Raw genomic sequence first — 16,618 nt, 5'->3', positions numbered from 1 at the left:
CTGCGGCGTGATCCAAACGACCGGCCCTGGGGGGCGCGTTTCAGCTGGGCTCCAGTACGAACGACGTCTGCGTCTTCGTGAAGCCCGGGGCCTTGGCCTCGACCAGGTACGTGCCCGCCTTCGCCTTGCCGGACTTGGGGGTCGCGCACTCGGGGGCGCTCGGCTTGCGGTCCCACTTGACCGTGTAGGTGATGCCGGTGCCGGCCGGGACCCGGAACACCAGGCTTTCGGCGCCCTTCACACAGTCGTCGGAGGACCAGAACGCGTCGTCGCCGTCGGCCGGGGTGATCGTCACCACCGCGTGCTCGGGCCCGAGATCGACTTTGCAGTCGCTCCCGGAGGTGTTGCGCGCGGTGAGTTCGAAGGCGGGGGTCTGGCCCGGCTCGTAGGTGTTGCGCACGCTGCGCAGGCTCAACTCGACCGCGCCGGCGGTGCAGTCGGGCAGCGAGGTCCCCGCCGGCAGCGCGTCGCCCGAGCCGACACCGGCGGCCGTACCCCCTCCTGAGCCGCTGCCGGAACCCGAACCGCCCGCGTCACCGGAGCCGCCACCGGACTCCCCCGCGCCGGATCCCGAACCGTCGCCCGAGCCATCACCCGAGCCGTCCTCCCCGCCGGAGCCGGTACCACCGGAGTCCTCGTCCCCCGACTCGTCGCGCCCGCCCGGCGCTTGGCTGATCGCGGGCCCCGAACCCGAGGGGCCCGGCGTGATCGAGGGAGCGGGATTCTTGCCGTCGGCACCGTCGTCGTGACCGCCCCCGCCGCCCCCGCCGCCCATGGTCATGATCCACGTGACCAGAAGCGCCAACACGACGACGACGGACAGCAGTACGGCCCTCCGACGCCAGTAGATGGAGGAGGGAAGCGGCCCGACCGGATTGCGCAGAGATCCCACGGCGGAAACTGTACGAGAGATCGGTGCGTTACCTTGCGCCACCCGCCGTTCGGGGCATCAACTTTTGCGGATCATCATTCCGGAGACCGGCCCTGACGCTCCGTCAGTACCCGTAAACGGACGAAACGGTCGACCGTCGCGACGGTCGGCCCCATGCGTCTTCACAGCCGCAGCGCTTGCAGCTCTGGCCATGGCTTGACGTACGTCACCGGGTGGCGCTGCGCCCGTCGGACCGCCCTCCCGTGGCAGGATCGGTAGGCCATGACTGCGCCCACGAAGCCTCAGACCCAGCCTCAGCCCCAGACCGAGCCTCAGCCTCAGACCGAGACCCAGCCCCCGCACACCGGTCCCGCCGAGCCCGTCCCGGCCGGTTCCGGCTCGCCGCTGCACGCCCCCGTCATCGACTGGTTCGACGAACACGCCCGCGACCTGCCGTGGCGGCGCCCGGAGGCCGGTGCCTGGGGCGTCATGGTCAGCGAGTTCATGCTCCAGCAGACCCCGGTCAGCCGCGTCCTGCCCGTCTACGAGCAGTGGCTGGCCCGCTGGCCGCGCCCCGCCGGCCTCGCCGCGGAGGCCCCCGGCGAGGCCGTCCGCGCCTGGGGCCGGCTCGGCTACCCGCGCCGCGCGCTGCGGCTGCACGGCGCCGCCGCCGCCATAGCGGAACGGCACGGCGGCGACGTACCGTCCGACCACGCGGCGCTGCTCGCGCTGCCCGGCATCGGCGAGTACACGGCCGCCGCCGTCGCCTCGTTCGCCTACGGCCGGCGCCACGCCGTGCTGGACACCAACGTCCGCCGGGTCTTCGCCCGGGCCGTCACCGGTGTGCAGTACCCGCCGAACGCCACCACCGCCGCCGAGCGCCGGCTCGCCCGCGCGCTGCTGCCGGACGACGAGCCGACCGCCGCGCGCTGGGCCGCCGCCTCCATGGAGCTGGGCGCGCTGGTGTGCACCGCGAAGAACGAGTCGTGCCACCGCTGCCCGATCGCCGCGCAGTGCGCCTGGCGGCTGGCGGGCAAGCCCGCCCACGACGGCCCGCCGCGCCGCGGCCAGACCTACGCGGGCACCGACCGTCAGGTGCGGGGCCGGCTGCTGGCCGTACTGCGGGAGGCCCCCGGGCCGGTCCCGCAGGCGGCCCTCGACCGGGTCTGGCACGAGCCGGTCCAGCGGGCCCGCGCCCTGGACGGCCTGGTCGCCGACGGACTGGTCGAGCCGCTGTCCGGTGGCCGTTACCGGCTGCCACTGGCCTGATTCGTACGGACGAAGGCGCCGATAACCGCCCCAACCAGCCCTCGTCTTTATCCGGGCCTTACTTCCGTTACACAACCGACGGACAGCCGATTGCCAGTCGCGGCCTTCCTCGCACAGCGCCGTGACAACGCTTCCCTAGCTTCGTTCCCGTGCCCGTCAGGCACAGCAGGACCACGGAACACACAACGGGGAACGGGAGGCGGTTCACCATGGCGCAGGCGCAGGCGCAGGGCGAGGTGCTGGGATTCGAAGAGTACGTCCGCACCCGGCAGGACGCGCTGCTGCGCAGTGCCCGCCGGCTGGTCCCGGACCCGGTCGACGCCCAGGACCTGCTCCAGACGGCGCTGGTCCGCACGTACGGCCGCTGGGAGACCATCGAGGACAAGCGGCTCGCGGACGCCTATCTGCGCCGGGTCATGATCAACACGCGGACCGAGTGGTGGCGGGCGCGCAAGCTGGAGGAGGTGCCGACCGAGCAGCTCCCGGAGCCCTGCGTGGACGACGCCGCCGACCAGCACGCCGACCGGGCGCTGCTGATGGACGTACTGAAGGTGCTCGCCCCCAAGCAGCGCAGCGTGGTCGTGCTGCGACACTGGGAGCAGATGACCACGGAGGAGACGGCCGCCGCCCTCGGCATGTCGGCCGGCACCGTCAAGAGCACGCTGCACCGGGCGCTGGCCCGGCTCCGCGAGGAGCTGGTGGCCCGCGAGTCGGACGCGCGCGCGCTGGAGCACGAGGAGCGGGAGCGGTGCGCGGCCTGAGCGGCGGCCCACGGTCCGGACCGGGCCGGGTGGGCGTCAGGGCGGCGGTTCCGGCGGTGGCCGGGGCCGTCGCCGTCGCCGTGCTGCTCGCCGGCTGCACGGCCGGCGGCACCGGCGCCCGCGACGAGGGGCCGGCCCGCGCCGAGTCGGTGACCGTCCCGGCCGCCTCCCCCTCGCCGTCGGTCTCCTCGGCCAAGGCCGCCGGCCGGGTGGACGCGGTCCGCCTGGTCAAGAACGACCCGCAGGTCTCGGCGGAGGTCAAGCGGGAGCTGAAGCCGTGCGTCGCCGACGAGTACCCCGTCGACGTCAGTTACGGGGACCTGACCGGCGGCCCCGCCGAGGACATCGTCGTCAACGTCCTGACCTGCGGCGACGCGGTCGGCGTGGGCAGCTATGTGTACCGGGAGGAGAACGGCTGGTACCAGCACGTGTTCAAGGCGGAGGAACCGCCGGTCTACGCGGAGATCGACCGCGGCGACCTGGTGGTGGCCAAGCAGGTCTACGAGAAGGACGACACGGTGTCGGTCCCGTCCGGCGAGAACGTGATCACGTACCGCTGGACCTCGGGCCGGTTCGTCGAGAAGTACCGCACGCACAACGACTACAGCAACGCCGTCGGGACCGGTGCCTCGCCGGTCCCTGACAGCTGACCCGGGCACCGGCCCCGGCATGACCGCGCGAGTGAACCGGACGGGCCGTCCGGACCGATGGAACAGTGACCGGCTCGCGGCGCCCGCACCGACCACCTTCGAGGACTGAGAGCACCCGGATGACAGACCAGACCCACGTCCTGTTCGTCGAGGACGACGACGTCATCCGCGAGGCCACCCAGCTCACCCTGGAGCGGGACGGCTTCGCGGTCACCGCGATGCCCGACGGCCTGTCGGGTCTGGAGGCGTTCCGGGCGAGACGACCCGACATCGCGCTGCTGGACGTCATGGTCCCGGGGCTGGACGGGGTCAGCCTGTGCCGCCGCATCCGGGACGAGTCCACGGTGCCGGTGATCATGCTGTCGGCGCGGGCCGACTCCATCGACGTGGTGCTGGGTCTGGAGGCGGGCGCCGACGACTACGTGACCAAGCCGTTCGACGCGGCGGTGCTGGTCGCCCGGATCCGCGCGGTGCTGCGCCGCTTCGGTCACGCGGGCGGCGGCCGGTACGACGACCGGGGCGCCGCGGCGGCCGGCGGGGTGCTGACCTTCGGCGCGCTTGAGGTGGACACCGAGGGCATGGAGGTACGCCGGGAGGGGCGGCCGGTGGCGCTGACGCCGACGGAGATGCGGCTGCTGCTGGAGTTCTCCACCGCGCCGGGCACGGTGCTCTCCCGGGACCGGCTGCTGGAACGCGTGTGGGACTACGGCTGGGGCGGGGACACCCGGGTCGTCGACGTCCATGTGCAGCGGCTGCGCACGAAGATCGGCCAGGACCGGATCGAGACGGTCCGCGGCTTCGGCTACAAGCTCAAGGCCTGAGGGGCTGAGGGCGTATGCGGGGGTTCATCCGGCGTCTGCGGGGCGCGGCGCTGCGGCGCGGGGGCGGTGGTGTCCGTGGCGGGCGTCTCGCGGGTATCCGTGGGGCGGAGACTCGTGGTGCGGAGACTCGTGATGCCGATGTCCGTGAAGCGGAGACCCTTGGCGCGGAGACCCTTGGCGCCGATGTCCGTGAAGCGGAGACTCGTGGTCCGGAGACCCTTGGCGCCGATGTCCGTGAAGCGGAGACTCGTGGTCCGGAGACCCTTGGCGCCGATGTCCGTGAAGCGGAGACTCGTGGTCCGGAGACCCTTGGCGCCGATGTCCGTGAAGCGGAGATTCGTGGTCCGGAGACCCGTGGTGTCGATGCCCGTCGCGCGGGCATCCGTACCGGCGGCGGGCCGACGGTCGTGCCGCGGCGCGCCCGTACGCGTACGGGCCGGCCGGCAACGGCGCTCCGGCGCGCGGGTGCCCGTACCGGCCGGCGGGCCGCCGTGCTGCGGCGGGCCGGCATCCGTACCGGGCTGCGGTGGAAGCTGAGCGCGGCCATCGCGCTGGTCGGCGCGCTGGTCGCGATCGCGCTCAGCCTGGTCGTGCACAACGCCGCCCGGGTGTCGATGCTGGACAACGCGCGTGACCTCGCCGACGAGCGGGTCCTGATCGCCCAGCGCAACTACGAACTGTCGGGACGGCTCAACTTCCCCAACGCCCAGATCGACGACCCGGGCCTGCCCCCCGAGCTGCGCGCGAAGGCCCAGGAGGGGCGCCGGGCGACCTTCGTCTCCGACCGGCCGGGCGGCGCCGCCGACATCTGGGCCGCCGTGCCGCTCAAGGACGGGCATGTGATGTCGCTGCACACCGGGTTCACCGACCGCAGCTCCGACATCCTCGAAGACCTCGACCAGGCCCTGGTCATCGGCTCGATCACGGTCGTCCTGGGCGGCAGCGCGCTCGGCGTGCTCATCGGCGGGCAGCTCTCGCGCCGGCTGCGCAAGGCCGCCGCCGCCGCGAACCAGGTCGCCGCCGGCGAGACCGACGTACGGGTGCGGGACGCCATCGGCGGGGTGGTGCGGGACGAGACCGACGACCTCGCGCGGGCGGTGGACGCGATGACGGAGACGTTGCAGCAGCGGCTGGAGGCGGAGCGCCGGGTCACCGCCGACATCGCGCACGAACTGCGCACTCCGGTGACGGGGCTGCTGACCGCCGCCGAGCTGCTGCCGCCGGGCCGGCCCACCGAGCTGGTGCTGGACCGGGCCAAGGCGATGCGCACCCTGGTCGAGGACGTGCTGGAGGTGGCCCGGCTGGACAGCGCCTCGGAGCGGGCCGAGCTGCAGGACATCGTGCTGGGCGAGTTCGTGGCCCGGCGGGTGGCGGCCAAGGGTGGGGACGTCACCGTGCGGGTGCTGCACGAGTCGGAGGTCACCACCGACCCGCGCCGCCTGGAGCGGGTGCTGTTCAACCTGCTGGCCAACGCCGCCCGGCACGGCCGGCCGCCCATCGAGGTCAGCGTCGAGGGGCGGGTGGTGCGGGTACGCGACCACGGTCCCGGCTTCCCCGAGGGGCTGCTCGCCGAGGGCCCGAGCCGCTTCCGCACCGGCAGCGCGGACCGGGCCGGCCGGGGCCACGGGCTGGGGCTGACCATCGCGGCCGGGCAGGCCCGGGTCATGGGCGCGCGGCTGACCTTCCGCAACGTACGGCCCCCCGGTGCGCCCGAGGACGCGCCCGCCGAGGGAGCCGTCGCCGTGCTGTGGCTGCCGGAACACGCGCCGACGAACACCGGCAGCTTTCCGATGCTGCCGGATCAGCCGACGGGCGGCGACTGACCGGGCGACTGACCGGCGGGGCCGGCTGGTCCGGCCCCGCCGACGGATGGGGCCCCTGACCTGGAACGGTCCGGGGGCCGCGGTGGTGCGTGTTGCCGGCCGGCCGGTCGGACGGCTGCCGAAGCCTGCTGACGGCTGCTGACGGCTGTGCGGCCGCTGATGGCTGCCGACGGTTGTGACGGCCGCCGTCGGCGGTCAGTCAGCGGTCCGGCAGCTTCCCGGACGGCCGGCTCTCCGGCGGCTGCCCGACCGCTGTGCCGGACAACCGTCCGGCCACTGCGCCGGACAACCGTCCGGCCACTGTCAGACCGCCTCGGTCGCCGGTGCCTTCAGCGCCGTGCCCTCGCCCGGACCGTCCCCGCGTTCCTGGACCGTCTTCGGGCCCGTCCCCTTCAGCGGGACCTCCTTGACGAACAGGGCCGCGACCAGCGCGAGCACCGCCACCCCGGCGCCGAGCAGGAACGCCCCGTGGGTGCCCGCCGACACGGCGTGCTGGTACGCCTCCCGGGCCAGTGCCGGCAGCTTGGCCAGGCTCGCCGCGTCGAGCTGGGCGGACTGCTCGGTCACCTTCGAGCCCAGATCCCCGGCCCGCTCGGCCATCACGTCCTGGACGCGGTGGTTGAAGAGCGCGCCCATGATCGCGACGCCGAAGGAGGAGCCGAGGGTGCGGAAGAGGGTGGTGGACGAGGAGGCCACGCCCATGTCCTTCATCTCCACGCTGTTCTGCGCGACCAGCATCGTGATCTGCATCAGGCAGCCCATGCCGAGACCCACGACGGCCATGTACACCCCGGACGTGAACCGCGAGGTCTCCGTGTCCATCAGTGACAGCAGGAACAGCCCCACCGTCATCAGCACGCCGCCGGCTATCGGGAAGATCTTGTACCGGCCGGTGTTGGTGGTCACCCTGCCCGCCACCATCGACGTGACCAGCATCGCGCCCAGCATCGGCAGGAGCAGCAGCCCGGAGTTGGTCGCGGACGCGCCCTGCACCGACTGCTGGTACAGCGGCAGGAAGAGCGTGGCGCCGAACATCACGAAGCCGGTGATGAAGCCGATCACGGACATCAGCGTGAAGTTGCGGCTGCGGAAGATGTGCAGCGGCATGATCGGCTCGGCGGCCCTGGTCTGCCAGAACACGAACCCGACCAGCGCGGCGACCCCGATGCCGATCAGCTCCATGATCCGCGCGGAGGTCCACGCGTACTCCGTGCCGCCCCAGGTGGTGACCAGGACGATCGCGGTGATGCCGATGGTCAGCAGCGCGGCGCCGAGATAGTCGATGCGCGCCTCGGCCCGCTTCTTCGGCAGGTGCAGGACGACGCTGATCAGCACCAGCGCGACGGCGCCCAGCGGCAGGTTGATGTAGAAGGACCAGCGCCAGCCCCAGTGGTCGGTGATGGTGCCGCCGACCAGCGGTCCGCCGATCATCGCCAGCGCCATGACGCCGGCCATCATGCCCTGGTACTTGCCGCGCTCGCGGGGCGGTATCAGGTCGCCGATGATCGCCATGACGCCGACCATCAGACCGCCGGCGCCCAGGCCCTGCACGGCGCGGAAGCCGATGAGCTGACCCATGTCCTGGGCCATGCCGCTGAGCGCCGAGCCGATCAGGAACAGGACGATCGACGTCATGAACGTGCCCTTGCGGCCGTACATGTCGCCGAGCTTGCCCCACAGCGGCGTGGCGGCCGCGGTGGCGAGGGTGTACGCGGTGACCACCCACGAGAGGTGTTCCAGTCCGCCCAGCTCGCCGACGATCGTCGGCATCGCGGTGCCGATGATCATGTTGTCCAGCATCGCGAGCATCATCGCGATCATGAGCGCCAGCAGGACGACCCGCACGCTCCTCGGTTGTTTCTCGCCGGTCGCCCCGGCCGTCGCTGTTTCCGCCATCGCTCCGTCTCCCCCAGCCTCCGGGGACTTACTTGCCGCCCGGCTAGTGACTACACTCGGAAGGTAGCCGCGCAACTAGCCGGGCGTCAAGTAAGTTCTTCCGGAACGCTCGGGACGTGCGCGGCACGGAGGCGACGTAGGAAGATGGGCGACACGATGGACGGCACCAAGCAGCACCGACGCCGCGGGGACACCCGCCAGCGCATCCAGGACGTGGCGCTCGAACTCTTCGCCGAGCAGGGGTACGAGAAGACCTCCCTGCGCGAGATCGCCGAGCGCCTGGAGGTCACGAAGGCGGCTCTCTACTACCACTTCAAGACCAAGGAAGAGATCCTGGTCAGCATCTTCGAGGACCTCACTCAGCCCATGGAGGAGCTGATCGAGTGGGGGCTGGAACAGCCCCGTTCCCTGGAGACGAAGCAGGAGATAGTGCGCCGGTACAGCGCGGCCCTGTCGGGCGCCGCCCCGCTGTTCCGCTTCATGCAGGAGAACCAGGCGACGATACGGGAACTGCGCATCGGCGAGATGCTCAAGAGCCGCACGCTGAGCCTGAAGGACATCCTGGTCGACCCCGAGGCGGACATGACCGACCAGGTGCGCTGCGTCAGCGCGCTGTTCACGCTGCACGCGGGGATGTTCGTCCTGCACGACCTCGAAGGCGACCCCGAGACCAAGCGCAAGGCCGTTCTCGAGGTCGCCATCGATCTGATCACCCAGGCCCATCAGGGCAACTGAGGCTCTTGTCGGGTCACACCCGCCCTGACACCCGTCAGACGGTCACGCCGTGCGAGCGCAGGAAGGCCACCGGGTCGACGGCCGAGCCGTAGTTCGGGGTCGTACGGATCTCGAAGTGCAGGTGCGGGCCGCTGGAGTTGCCGGTGGAGCCGGAGGCGGCGATGTGCTGGCCGGTCGTGACGACCTGGCCGACCTTCACGTCGATCCGCGACAGGTGGGCGTACTGGGAGTACGTGCCGTTGCTGTGCTTGATGACGATGGCGTTGCCGTAGGCGGGGCCGTCACCGGCGCCGTTGCCGCCGGCCTTGACGACGGTGCCGCCGTGCACGGCCATCACGTTGGTGCCGGTGGGCACGGCGAAGTCCTGGCCACTGTGCTTGGCCGACCACATGCCGCCGGCCTGGTTGAACTTGGCGCTGAGCGTGTAGCTCTTGACCGGGTCGACCCAGGAGGCGGCCTTCTTGGCGGCGGCCTGCTTGGTCTCGGCCTTCTTGGCGGTGGCGGTCTTCGCGGCCTTGGCCTGAGCCTCGGCCTGCGCCTGGACGGCACCGGCGGTGCTGGAGGCCGCCGTGGTGTCGGCGGCTGCCGCGACCCCGGCCCCCAGCGCGACCGAGGCTCCCAGGCCGGCGGCCAGGACTGCGGCGCGGGTGCGGATGGCGGTCGTACGGGAAGAGCGGGACGTGACACGCGGAGACATGCGGAACCTCATGGGGACGGGATCAGGGGAACGCCCATCCGACGAACGGTCGCTCACCGGGCGGGCTCCACCTTGGTAACCCACCCGGCCGTACCCGCACAAAGGTGTGACCTACGACCGTAACTAGTAATTGAGGCCGAAACTTCTCTTCCCTCGCCAGGCATCTCATTCAGGACAAAGCAGGTCAGAAGGGTGGGAACACGGCCCTTCCGTGCGGAGATATGTCCGATTTATTAGTTCTCGCCCTGTCTACTATTCCCCGTAGTGCCCCCCGGATCGCCTGTGCGGCAAGTCACCAGCGGCCACGATCGACGACCGGTGGATTGTGACGGGGGCTACTCCGGCGCCAGGCGCGACCGAGGCGCGACCGCCACTACTTACCCACCGGTAACCCCACGGTTCCTCCCGCGCCACCCTCGGCACCGAGCATGCACGCGACAACAAACAGCGTGTACGGCTCGTACGAACGGGAGAAGCCCTTATGACCAGACGTCCCTGGCTGCGTCGGCTCGCCCTGACCACCGTCTCCGCGGCGGCCCTCGTCTCCCTCGCGGCGCCCGCCGAGGCGGCGACGAGCGCTCCCGCGTCCACCGGCTCCGCCGCCGTGACGGCCTCCGCCGCCGCGGACGTCGACTACGACACCTGGCAGCGGGACTGCCGGGCCGTGATGGACCAGGCGCTGCCCTATCTGAAGCAGCGCATCGCCGCCGCGGGCTCCGGTGAGAAGCAGGCCGTCGTCCTCGACATCGACAACACCTCGCTGGAGACCGACTTCGGCTTCAGCTTCCCGCAGCCCGCCAACCAGCCGGTGCTGGAGGCCGCCCAGTACGCCCAGGAGCACGGCGTCGCCCTGTTCTTCGTGACGGCCCGCCCCGGCATCCTCTACGCGCCGACGGAGTACAACCTCGACCAGGCCGGCTACGAGGTCTCCGGTCTGTACGTCCGCGGGTTCCTCGACCTCTTCGAGGACGTCGCCGCCTACAAGACCGCCCAGCGCGTCGCCATCGAGTCCCAGGGCTACACGATCATCGCCAACATCGGCAACAGCGCCAGTGACCTGTCGGGCGGCCACGCGGAGAAGACGTTCAAGCTGCCGGACTACGACGGACAGCTGTCGTAGCCTCCGGCGGCCCTGCGCGGGCGCGTGCGGGCTTGTACCGGGGCTGCGCGGGCGCGTGCAGGCTTGTACCGGGGCTGTACGGGCCTGTACGGGCGCGTGCGGGCTTGCACCGGGCCTTTACGGGCGCGTGCGGGCCCTGCGCGGGCGCGTGCGGGACCCTGCGCAGATGGGTAGGGCGCTGTGCGGGCGCGTACGGCCCTGTGCGCGGGCATGGAGAAGGGGCCGGTGCTCTGGTGAGCACCGGCCCCTTCTCGTCGAGGCTTACGCCTCCTTGCTCAGGTTCGGGCCGGCACCGCCGGCCGCCTGCTCGATCGGCGGGACGTCGGGGAGGGCCGACTTCTCCTCACCCCGGAAGGTGAAGGTCTTGGCCTCGCCCTCGCCCTCGGTGTCCACGACCACGATGTGGCCGGGGCGCAGCTCGCCGAAGAGGATCTTCTCCGACAGCGTGTCCTCGATCTCGCGCTGGATCGTGCGACGCAGCGGACGCGCGCCCAGCACCGGGTCGTAACCCTTCTTGGACAGCAGCTCCTTGGCGGACTGGGAGAGCTCCAGGCCCATGTCCCGGTCCTTGAGGCGCTCGTCCACCTTGCCGATCATCAGGTCGACGATCGCGAGGATGTCGTCCTGGGTCAGCTGCGGGAAGACGACCACGTCGTCGACGCGGTTGAGGAACTCGGGCCGGAAGTGCTGCTTCAGCTCGTCCGAGACCTTGTTCTTCATGCGCTCGTAGTTGGTCTTCGTGTCACCCGCGGCGGCGAAGCCGAGGTTGAAGCCCTTGGAGATGTCCCGCGTGCCGAGGTTGGTCGTCATGATGATGACCGTGTTCTTGAAGTCCACGACCCGGCCCTGGGAGTCGGTCAGGCGACCGTCCTCCAGGATCTGCAGCAGCGAGTTGAAGATGTCCGGGTGGGCCTTCTCGACCTCGTCGAAGAGGACGACGGAGAACGGCTTGCGGCGGACCTTCTCGGTCAGCTGTCCGCCCTCTTCGTAGCCCACGTAGCCGGGGGGCGAACCGAAGAGACGCGACACCGTGTGCTTCTCGCTGAACTCCGACATGTCGAGGGAGATCAGCGCGTCCTCGTCACCGAAGAGGAACTCGGCGAGCGCCTTGGACAGCTCGGTCTTACCGACACCGGACGGACCGGCGAAGATGAACGAGCCACCCGGACGCTTCGGGTCCTTCAGACCGGCCCGCGTACGGCGGATCGCCTTCGAGAGCGCCTTGACGGCGTCCTTCTGGCCGATGACCCGCTTGTGGAGCTCGTCCTCCATGCGCAGGAGTCGCGAGGACTCCTCCTCGGTGAGCTTGAAGACCGGGATGCCGGTGGCGGTCGCGAGGACCTCGGCGATCAGCTCGCCGTCGACCTCGGCGACGACGTCCATGTCGCCGGCCTTCCACTCCTTCTCCCGCTTGGCCTTCGCGGCGAGGAGCTGCTTCTCCTTGTCGCGCAGGGAGGCGGCCTTCTCGAAGTCCTGCGAGTCGATCGCGGACTCCTTGTCGCGGCGGACGCCGGCGATCTTCTCGTCGAACTCGCGCAGGTCCGGCGGCGCGGTCATCCGGCGGATGCGCATCCGGGAGCCGGCCTCGTCGATCAGGTCGATCGCCTTGTCCGGCAGGAAGCGGTCCGAGATGTACCGGTCGGCCAGGGTGGCCGCCTGGACGAGGGCCTCGTCCGTGATGGAGACACGGTGGTGGGCCTCGTAGCGGTCACGCAGACCCTTGAGGATCTCGATCGTGTGCGGCAGGGAGGGCTCCGCGACCTGGATGGGCTGGAAGCGGCGCTCCAGGGCCGCGTCCTTCTCCAGGTGCTTGCGGTACTCGTCCAGGGTGGTGGCGCCGATGGTCTGCAGCTCACCGCGGGCCAGCATCGGCTTCAGGATCGAAGCGGCGTCGATGGCGCCCTCGGCGGCACCCGCACCGACCAGCGTGTGCAGCTCGTCGATGAACAGGATGATGTCGCCGCGGGTGCGGATCTCCTTGAGCACCTTCTTCAGGCGCTCCTCGAAGTCACCGCGGTAGCGGGAGCCGGCGACCAGCGCGCCGAGGTCCAGGGTGTAGAGGTGCTTGTCCTTGAGGGTTTCGGGCACCTCGCCCTTGACGATGGCCTGCGCGAGGCCCTCGACGACGGCGGTCTTGCCGACACCGGGCTCACCGATCAGGACCGGGTTGTTCTTCGTACGGCGGGACAGCACCTGCATGACCCGCTCGATCTCCTTCTCGCGCCCGATGACCGGGTCGAGCTTGGACTCACGAGCGGCCTGGGTGAGGTTCCGGCCGAACTGGTCGAGGACCAGGGACGTCGAGGGCGTGCCCTCGGCAGGGCCGCCGGCGGTGGCGGTCTCCTTGCCCTGGTAACCGGAGAGCAGCTGGATGACCTGCTGCCGCACCCGGTTGAGGTCTGCGCCCAGCTTGACCAGGACCTGGGCGGCGACGCCCTCGCCCTCACGGATCAGGCCGAGCAGGATGTGCTCCGTGCCGATGTAGTTGTGGCCCAGCTGAAGGGCCTCGCGGAGCGACAGCTCCAGGACCTTCTTGGCACGGGGGGTGAAGGGGATGTGACCCGACGGGGCCTGCTGGCCCTGGCCGATGATCTCCTCCACCTGCTGGCGGACCGCCTCGAGCGAAATCCCGAGGCTCTCAAGGGCCTTGGCGGCGACACCCTCACCCTCGTGGATCAGGCCCAGGAGGATGTGCTCGGTGCCGATGTAGTTGTGGTTGAGCATCCGGGCTTCTTCCTGAGCCAGGACGACAACCCGCCGCGCGCGGTCGGTGAACCTCTCGAACATCGTTAATCGCTCCTCAGAGCGGTCAGGCAGTAAGGGGAACTTCCCCTCCCTGTCCTTCCGCAGCTTAGTCCCGCAAGCGGGGACCGCTCATTCCAACTGCCGACACCGTCGATGGCCTCCTGACCCGCAACGCCGACATCTGCTCCAACCCGATGGTGCGAGACGATGTTCCCGCAGGCCAGGCACTTACCCCAGTCGCCAGTACGCCGATGGCGAACGCGAGACGGCCTTTTCTGCGTGTCGCCCCCTCCCACTAGGGATGTCTTACCCGCTCGGACTGACAGTCCATGCCGCGCACACCGTTTCCCTCCGCTACGGGCGAACAACCTTGCACCTCGCCACACCCCCGCACGCCCCCTCGTCCGGCACGCTGCGCGGCCACTCGGACACCCACCGTAACTCGCGGCCCTCGGGGCGGTTGGTCTTGGCATGGTCGGTGTCACACCCGCGGTCCCTCCGGGCGCTTCCGCCGCCCCGGATCCTTCCGCCGTGGCGTGGGAGCGGGTGCGGCGGTGGTACGAGGGCGGGCTGGGCTGGGAGACGGCACCGGGGATCCCGGTACGGCTGCGCACCGGCGTCCGCTTCGACGTCCTGGACGTTCCGGCCGAGGCCGGGCACGCGTCCCTGCGACGGCTCGGCGCGCACGCTCCGGTGGCGCTGCGGGGCGACCGGATGATGCTGCTGGTGGCCGCGGGCAGCGCGGAGGAACTGCCGGGGCTGCTGCGGTGGCTGGAGTGGGGGTCGCTGCCGCTGGACCTGTCGGCGAGCGGGGCGGGCGGCCTCATGGAGGCACCGCTGCCCTGCCGGGCAGACGGGCTGGTGACAGAGGCGGCGCCCTGCCGGGCAGACGGGCTGGTGACAGAGGCGGCGCCCTGCCGGGCGGACGGCGCGGTGCCCTGCCGGGCGGGCCTCGCGGGAGGGGTGGTGCCCGGTGGCGGTTGGCAGGGGGCCGCTGTGTGGTTGCGGCCCCCCGTGCCGGGGAGTGAGGTCGAAGCCTCGTTGCCGGCGCTGTCGGCTGTCGGGGCTCTGGGGGGCGTTGGGGGCGCCCCCGGTCGCGCACCCGATCTCGTACGGCTGGTCGACACGGTGGCCACGCACTGCCATCGCGTCCGGCTGCGGGGCGCGGGCCCGCCGCGCTCGCAGGGGTGCCGGTGAGCTCGCCGCCGATTTTGTCGCCGGGTGTCCGACGGTGATCGGGGCGGCGGAACCGGTGATCAGCCGTTGGCCTTCTCGTAGGCCTCGCGAATGGTCGCCGGAACACGGCCGCGGTCGTTGACCTCGTAACCGTTCTCCTTCGCCCAGGCGCGGATCGCCGCGGTGTCCTGGCTGCCGCCGGAAGCAGCGCGGGCCTTGCCGCGTCCGCCGGAAGCGCGGCCTCCGGTGCGCCGGCCGCCCTTCACGTAAGGGTCGAGAAGGTCACGGAGCTTGTCCGCATTGGCAGTGGTGAGATCGATCTCGTACGTCTTGCCGTCGAGCGCGAACGTCACGGTCTCGTCTGCCTCGCCGCCGTCGAGGTCATCGACAAGAAGGACCTGAACCTTCTGTGCCACCGGATTTCCTTTCATCGATAACTTGAGGGCCGGGGTCCGCCGGGGTCCGCCGTATCGCCGCCCCTTGTTATATGCAGTACTGCAGTACGTCGGAAAGCAAACCGCTTTTGCCGGAAAAACACAAACCCCCGGCGGAGAGCAGCGACCCCACACCAGGGCCGGAACATACGCGTTTCGGACAAAGGGCACCCGTGAAGGGTCGCCCAGGGGGAATAAACCTGGCGGATGTGTGCGGATCCCGTGCGGCAGAACCGGGAGATGCGGGAGGCCCGGCGGTGACGATCACAGATGCAGAAGCATCCGGCTGTTGCCCAAGGTGTTCGGTTTCACTCGTTCGAGGCCCAGGAACTCCGCGACGCCCTCGTCATAGGAACGGAGCAGCTCCGCATAGACATCGGTGTCGACCGGCGTCTCGCCGATCTCCACGAAGCCGTGCTTGCCGAAGAAGTCGACTTCGAAGGTCAGACAGAAAACCCGGCGAACGCCGAGCCAGCGCGCGGTCTCCAGCAACTTCTCCAGCAACTGATGACCGACGCCCGCGCCCTTCAGGCCGGGCTTCACCGCGAGAGTCCGTACTTCCGCGAGGTCTTCCCACATCACGTGCAGGGCTCCGCAGCCGACCACCTCGGCGTTGTCGTCCCGCTCCGCGACCCAGAACTCCTGGATGTCCTCGTAAAGCGTCACCGTCGCTTTGTCGAGCAGGATGCGGCCGCGTACGTACGCGTCGAGGAGCCGGCGGACGGAGGGGACATCGCTGGTGCGGGCCCGGCGTACGGTGATGGCTTTTGCGGTGACTTCGGGGCTCACTGCTGACATGAGCGGACGCTATCGCTCATCGGGTCCGGGTGCGGAGCCGGGGTTCTGGGGAGGGTTCTGCGGGAGGTTCCGGGGCTCGGGTGTTTCGGGTCCCTGGGCGATGCGGATGGCGTCCCTGAGGGCCTGCCGCTGTTCCTCGCTCATCATGCCGAAGAAGGCGATGAGGGCGGCGGCCGGGTTGTCGCTCTGGGACCACGCGTCGTTCATCAGGGCGGCGGCGTAGGCGGCGCGGGTGGAGACCGCCTCATATCGATAGGCCCGGCCTTCGGCCTCCCGGCGGACCCAGCCCTTCTGATGGAGATTGTCCAAAACGGTCATCACCGTGGTGTAGGCGATCGACCGTTCCTGCTGGAGATCTTCAAGGACTTCTCGTACGGTCACCGGGCGGTTCCACTTCCACACCCGGGTCATGACCGCGTCTTCGAGTTCTCCCAATGGGCGAGGCACGTTCAGCACACTAGTGGGAGATTCCGCCCGGGGCGTGCTGGACGTGCGCTTTCACCGGCAAATGGGACGAGAAGGGGCGGCTCAGGCCTCGGTCCGGCGGGCGCCCTCCGCCTGCGCGATGGCGGCGTCGACGGCCGCGTCCTCCTTGGCCTTGTTGGCGCCGCCCTGGGTCTTCACGATCACCCTGATCACGGCGACGAAGAGCACGGCCATGACGACCGGGGGCAGGAGCGCGGAGACGTAGTCCATGACCCCAGGGTAGCCACCGGGCCGGGTCAGCCTGCCGCGAGGTGCTGCCCCGGGGTGCCGGCGCCGGGGGGCGGGGCCGGCTTGCGGCGGGGGAAGACCTCGCCCGGGGTGGGGACGGGGCGCTTG

The 16,618-nt window shown here is 70.6% G+C and carries 16 protein-coding genes; 8 read left to right on the top strand and 8 right to left on the bottom strand.

Annotated features, from left to right (window positions below):
• Positions 1-40: 40 nt before the first annotated feature.
• Positions 41-892 (bottom strand): hypothetical protein, encoded by an 852-nt coding sequence (locus J7I94_RS09830; protein WP_215166597.1) that lies wholly within the window; start codon positions 890-892, stop codon positions 41-43.
• Between the two features lie 261 nt (positions 893-1,153).
• Between J7I94_RS09830 and J7I94_RS09825 the strand changes: the two genes are divergently transcribed.
• The 5 genes from J7I94_RS09825 to cseC all read left to right on the top strand — a co-directional run bounded on the left by J7I94_RS09825 (position 1,154) and on the right by cseC (position 6,195).
• Positions 1,154-2,140, top strand: a complete 987-nt coding sequence (locus J7I94_RS09825; protein WP_251074908.1) for an A/G-specific adenine glycosylase — start codon at positions 1,154-1,156, stop codon at positions 2,138-2,140.
• A gap of 209 nt (positions 2,141-2,349) precedes the next feature.
• Positions 2,350-2,901: a SigE family RNA polymerase sigma factor gene (locus tag J7I94_RS09820; protein ID WP_215166596.1), complete on the top strand. Its 552-nt coding sequence runs from the start codon at positions 2,350-2,352 to the stop codon at positions 2,899-2,901.
• Entirely contained in the window at positions 2,889-3,551 is a 663-nt protein-coding gene (locus J7I94_RS09815; RefSeq protein ID WP_374198372.1) for a hypothetical protein, read from the top strand. Before J7I94_RS09820 ends, J7I94_RS09815 begins: the two co-directional genes overlap by 13 nt.
• Positions 3,552-3,670: 119 nt before the next feature.
• A complete protein-coding gene (gene cseB / locus J7I94_RS09810) occupies positions 3,671-4,372 on the top strand; it encodes a two-component system response regulator CseB (RefSeq protein ID WP_215166595.1) in 702 nt (233 codons plus the stop codon).
• 494 nt (positions 4,373-4,866) lie between these two features.
• Positions 4,867-6,195: a two-component system sensor histidine kinase CseC gene (gene cseC, locus J7I94_RS09805; protein WP_251074910.1), complete on the top strand. Its 1,329-nt coding sequence runs from the start codon at positions 4,867-4,869 to the stop codon at positions 6,193-6,195.
• Positions 6,196-6,498: 303 nt separating this feature from the next.
• Here the strand turns inward: cseC and J7I94_RS09800 are convergent, their stop codons facing one another.
• A complete protein-coding gene (locus J7I94_RS09800; protein WP_215166594.1) occupies positions 6,499-8,091 on the bottom strand; it encodes an MDR family MFS transporter in 1,593 nt (530 codons plus the stop codon).
• Between the two features lie 144 nt (positions 8,092-8,235).
• Between J7I94_RS09800 and J7I94_RS09795 the strand changes: the two genes are divergently transcribed.
• The gene (locus J7I94_RS09795; protein ID WP_215166593.1) at positions 8,236-8,826 is read left to right on the top strand and encodes a TetR/AcrR family transcriptional regulator; all 591 of its coding nucleotides are present in this window, start codon (positions 8,236-8,238) and stop codon (positions 8,824-8,826) included.
• Between the two features lie 34 nt (positions 8,827-8,860).
• On the opposite strand, the gene J7I94_RS09790 is transcribed toward J7I94_RS09795, so the two are convergent.
• Positions 8,861-9,523, bottom strand: coding sequence for a M23 family metallopeptidase (locus tag J7I94_RS09790; RefSeq protein ID WP_215166592.1), 663 nt, complete (start codon positions 9,521-9,523; stop codon positions 8,861-8,863).
• A 481-nt stretch (positions 9,524-10,004) separates the two neighbouring features.
• Here J7I94_RS09790 and J7I94_RS09785 point away from each other — a divergent pair, with 481 nt between their 5' ends.
• Positions 10,005-10,643, top strand: a complete 639-nt coding sequence (locus J7I94_RS09785) for an HAD family acid phosphatase (RefSeq protein ID WP_215166591.1) — start codon at positions 10,005-10,007, stop codon at positions 10,641-10,643.
• Positions 10,644-10,904: 261 nt separating this feature from the next.
• On the opposite strand, the gene J7I94_RS09780 is transcribed toward J7I94_RS09785, so the two are convergent.
• The gene (locus J7I94_RS09780) at positions 10,905-13,430 is read right to left on the bottom strand and encodes an ATP-dependent Clp protease ATP-binding subunit (RefSeq protein WP_215166590.1); all 2,526 of its coding nucleotides are present in this window, start codon (positions 13,428-13,430) and stop codon (positions 10,905-10,907) included.
• Between the two features lie 489 nt (positions 13,431-13,919).
• Here J7I94_RS09780 and J7I94_RS09775 point away from each other — a divergent pair, with 489 nt between their 5' ends.
• The gene (locus J7I94_RS09775; RefSeq protein WP_308114529.1) at positions 13,920-14,585 is read left to right on the top strand and encodes an SCO3374 family protein; all 666 of its coding nucleotides are present in this window, start codon (positions 13,920-13,922) and stop codon (positions 14,583-14,585) included.
• A gap of 59 nt (positions 14,586-14,644) precedes the next feature.
• Here the strand turns inward: J7I94_RS09775 and J7I94_RS09770 are convergent, their stop codons facing one another.
• The 4 genes from J7I94_RS09770 to J7I94_RS09755 all read right to left on the bottom strand — a co-directional run bounded on the left by J7I94_RS09770 (position 14,645) and on the right by J7I94_RS09755 (position 16,492).
• Positions 14,645-14,980 (bottom strand): Lsr2 family protein, encoded by a 336-nt coding sequence (locus J7I94_RS09770; RefSeq protein WP_215166588.1) that lies wholly within the window; start codon positions 14,978-14,980, stop codon positions 14,645-14,647.
• 282 nt (positions 14,981-15,262) lie between these two features.
• Positions 15,263-15,796, bottom strand: a complete 534-nt coding sequence (locus tag J7I94_RS09765; protein WP_189421975.1) for an amino-acid N-acetyltransferase — start codon at positions 15,794-15,796, stop codon at positions 15,263-15,265.
• Positions 15,797-15,805: 9 nt separating this feature from the next.
• Positions 15,806-16,207, bottom strand: a complete 402-nt coding sequence (locus tag J7I94_RS09760) for a BlaI/MecI/CopY family transcriptional regulator (RefSeq protein WP_251074909.1) — start codon at positions 16,205-16,207, stop codon at positions 15,806-15,808.
• Positions 16,208-16,324: 117 nt separating this feature from the next.
• On the bottom strand, positions 16,325-16,492 hold the full coding sequence (locus tag J7I94_RS09755) for a hypothetical protein (protein WP_215166586.1): 168 nt from the start codon (positions 16,490-16,492) through the stop codon (positions 16,325-16,327).
• Positions 16,493-16,618: the final 126 nt, after the last annotated feature.

Origin of the sequence: Streptomyces sp. ISL-12 (genome assembly GCF_018614415.1) — a bacterium.
Lineage (GTDB): Bacteria > Actinomycetota > Actinomycetes > Streptomycetales > Streptomycetaceae > Streptomyces.
This window is presented reverse-complemented; position numbering and strand designations above follow the sequence as displayed.

What these genes read in the sequence shown, in the direction of transcription:
- J7I94_RS09780 (WP_215166590.1), bottom strand. Translation starts at nt 13,430, where the DNA reads ATGTTCGAGAGGTTCACCGACCGCGCGCGGCGGGTTGTCGTCCTGGCT.
- J7I94_RS09820 (WP_215166596.1), top strand. Translation starts at nt 2,350, where the DNA reads ATGGCGCAGGCGCAGGCGCAGGGCGAGGTGCTGGGATTCGAAGAGTAC.
- J7I94_RS09785 (WP_215166591.1), top strand. Translation starts at nt 10,005, where the DNA reads ATGACCAGACGTCCCTGGCTGCGTCGGCTCGCCCTGACCACCGTCTCC.
- cseB (WP_215166595.1), top strand. Translation starts at nt 3,671, where the DNA reads ATGACAGACCAGACCCACGTCCTGTTCGTCGAGGACGACGACGTCATC.
- J7I94_RS09755 (WP_215166586.1), bottom strand. Translation starts at nt 16,492, where the DNA reads ATGGACTACGTCTCCGCGCTCCTGCCCCCGGTCGTCATGGCCGTGCTC.
- J7I94_RS09800 (WP_215166594.1), bottom strand. Translation starts at nt 8,091, where the DNA reads ATGGCGGAAACAGCGACGGCCGGGGCGACCGGCGAGAAACAACCGAGG.
- J7I94_RS09795 (WP_215166593.1), top strand. Translation starts at nt 8,236, where the DNA reads ATGGGCGACACGATGGACGGCACCAAGCAGCACCGACGCCGCGGGGAC.
- J7I94_RS09765 (WP_189421975.1), bottom strand. Translation starts at nt 15,796, where the DNA reads ATGTCAGCAGTGAGCCCCGAAGTCACCGCAAAAGCCATCACCGTACGC.
- J7I94_RS09760 (WP_251074909.1), bottom strand. Translation starts at nt 16,207, where the DNA reads ATGACCCGGGTGTGGAAGTGGAACCGCCCGGTGACCGTACGAGAAGTC.
- J7I94_RS09790 (WP_215166592.1), bottom strand. Translation starts at nt 9,523, where the DNA reads ATGTCTCCGCGTGTCACGTCCCGCTCTTCCCGTACGACCGCCATCCGC.
- J7I94_RS09825 (WP_251074908.1), top strand. Translation starts at nt 1,154, where the DNA reads ATGACTGCGCCCACGAAGCCTCAGACCCAGCCTCAGCCCCAGACCGAG.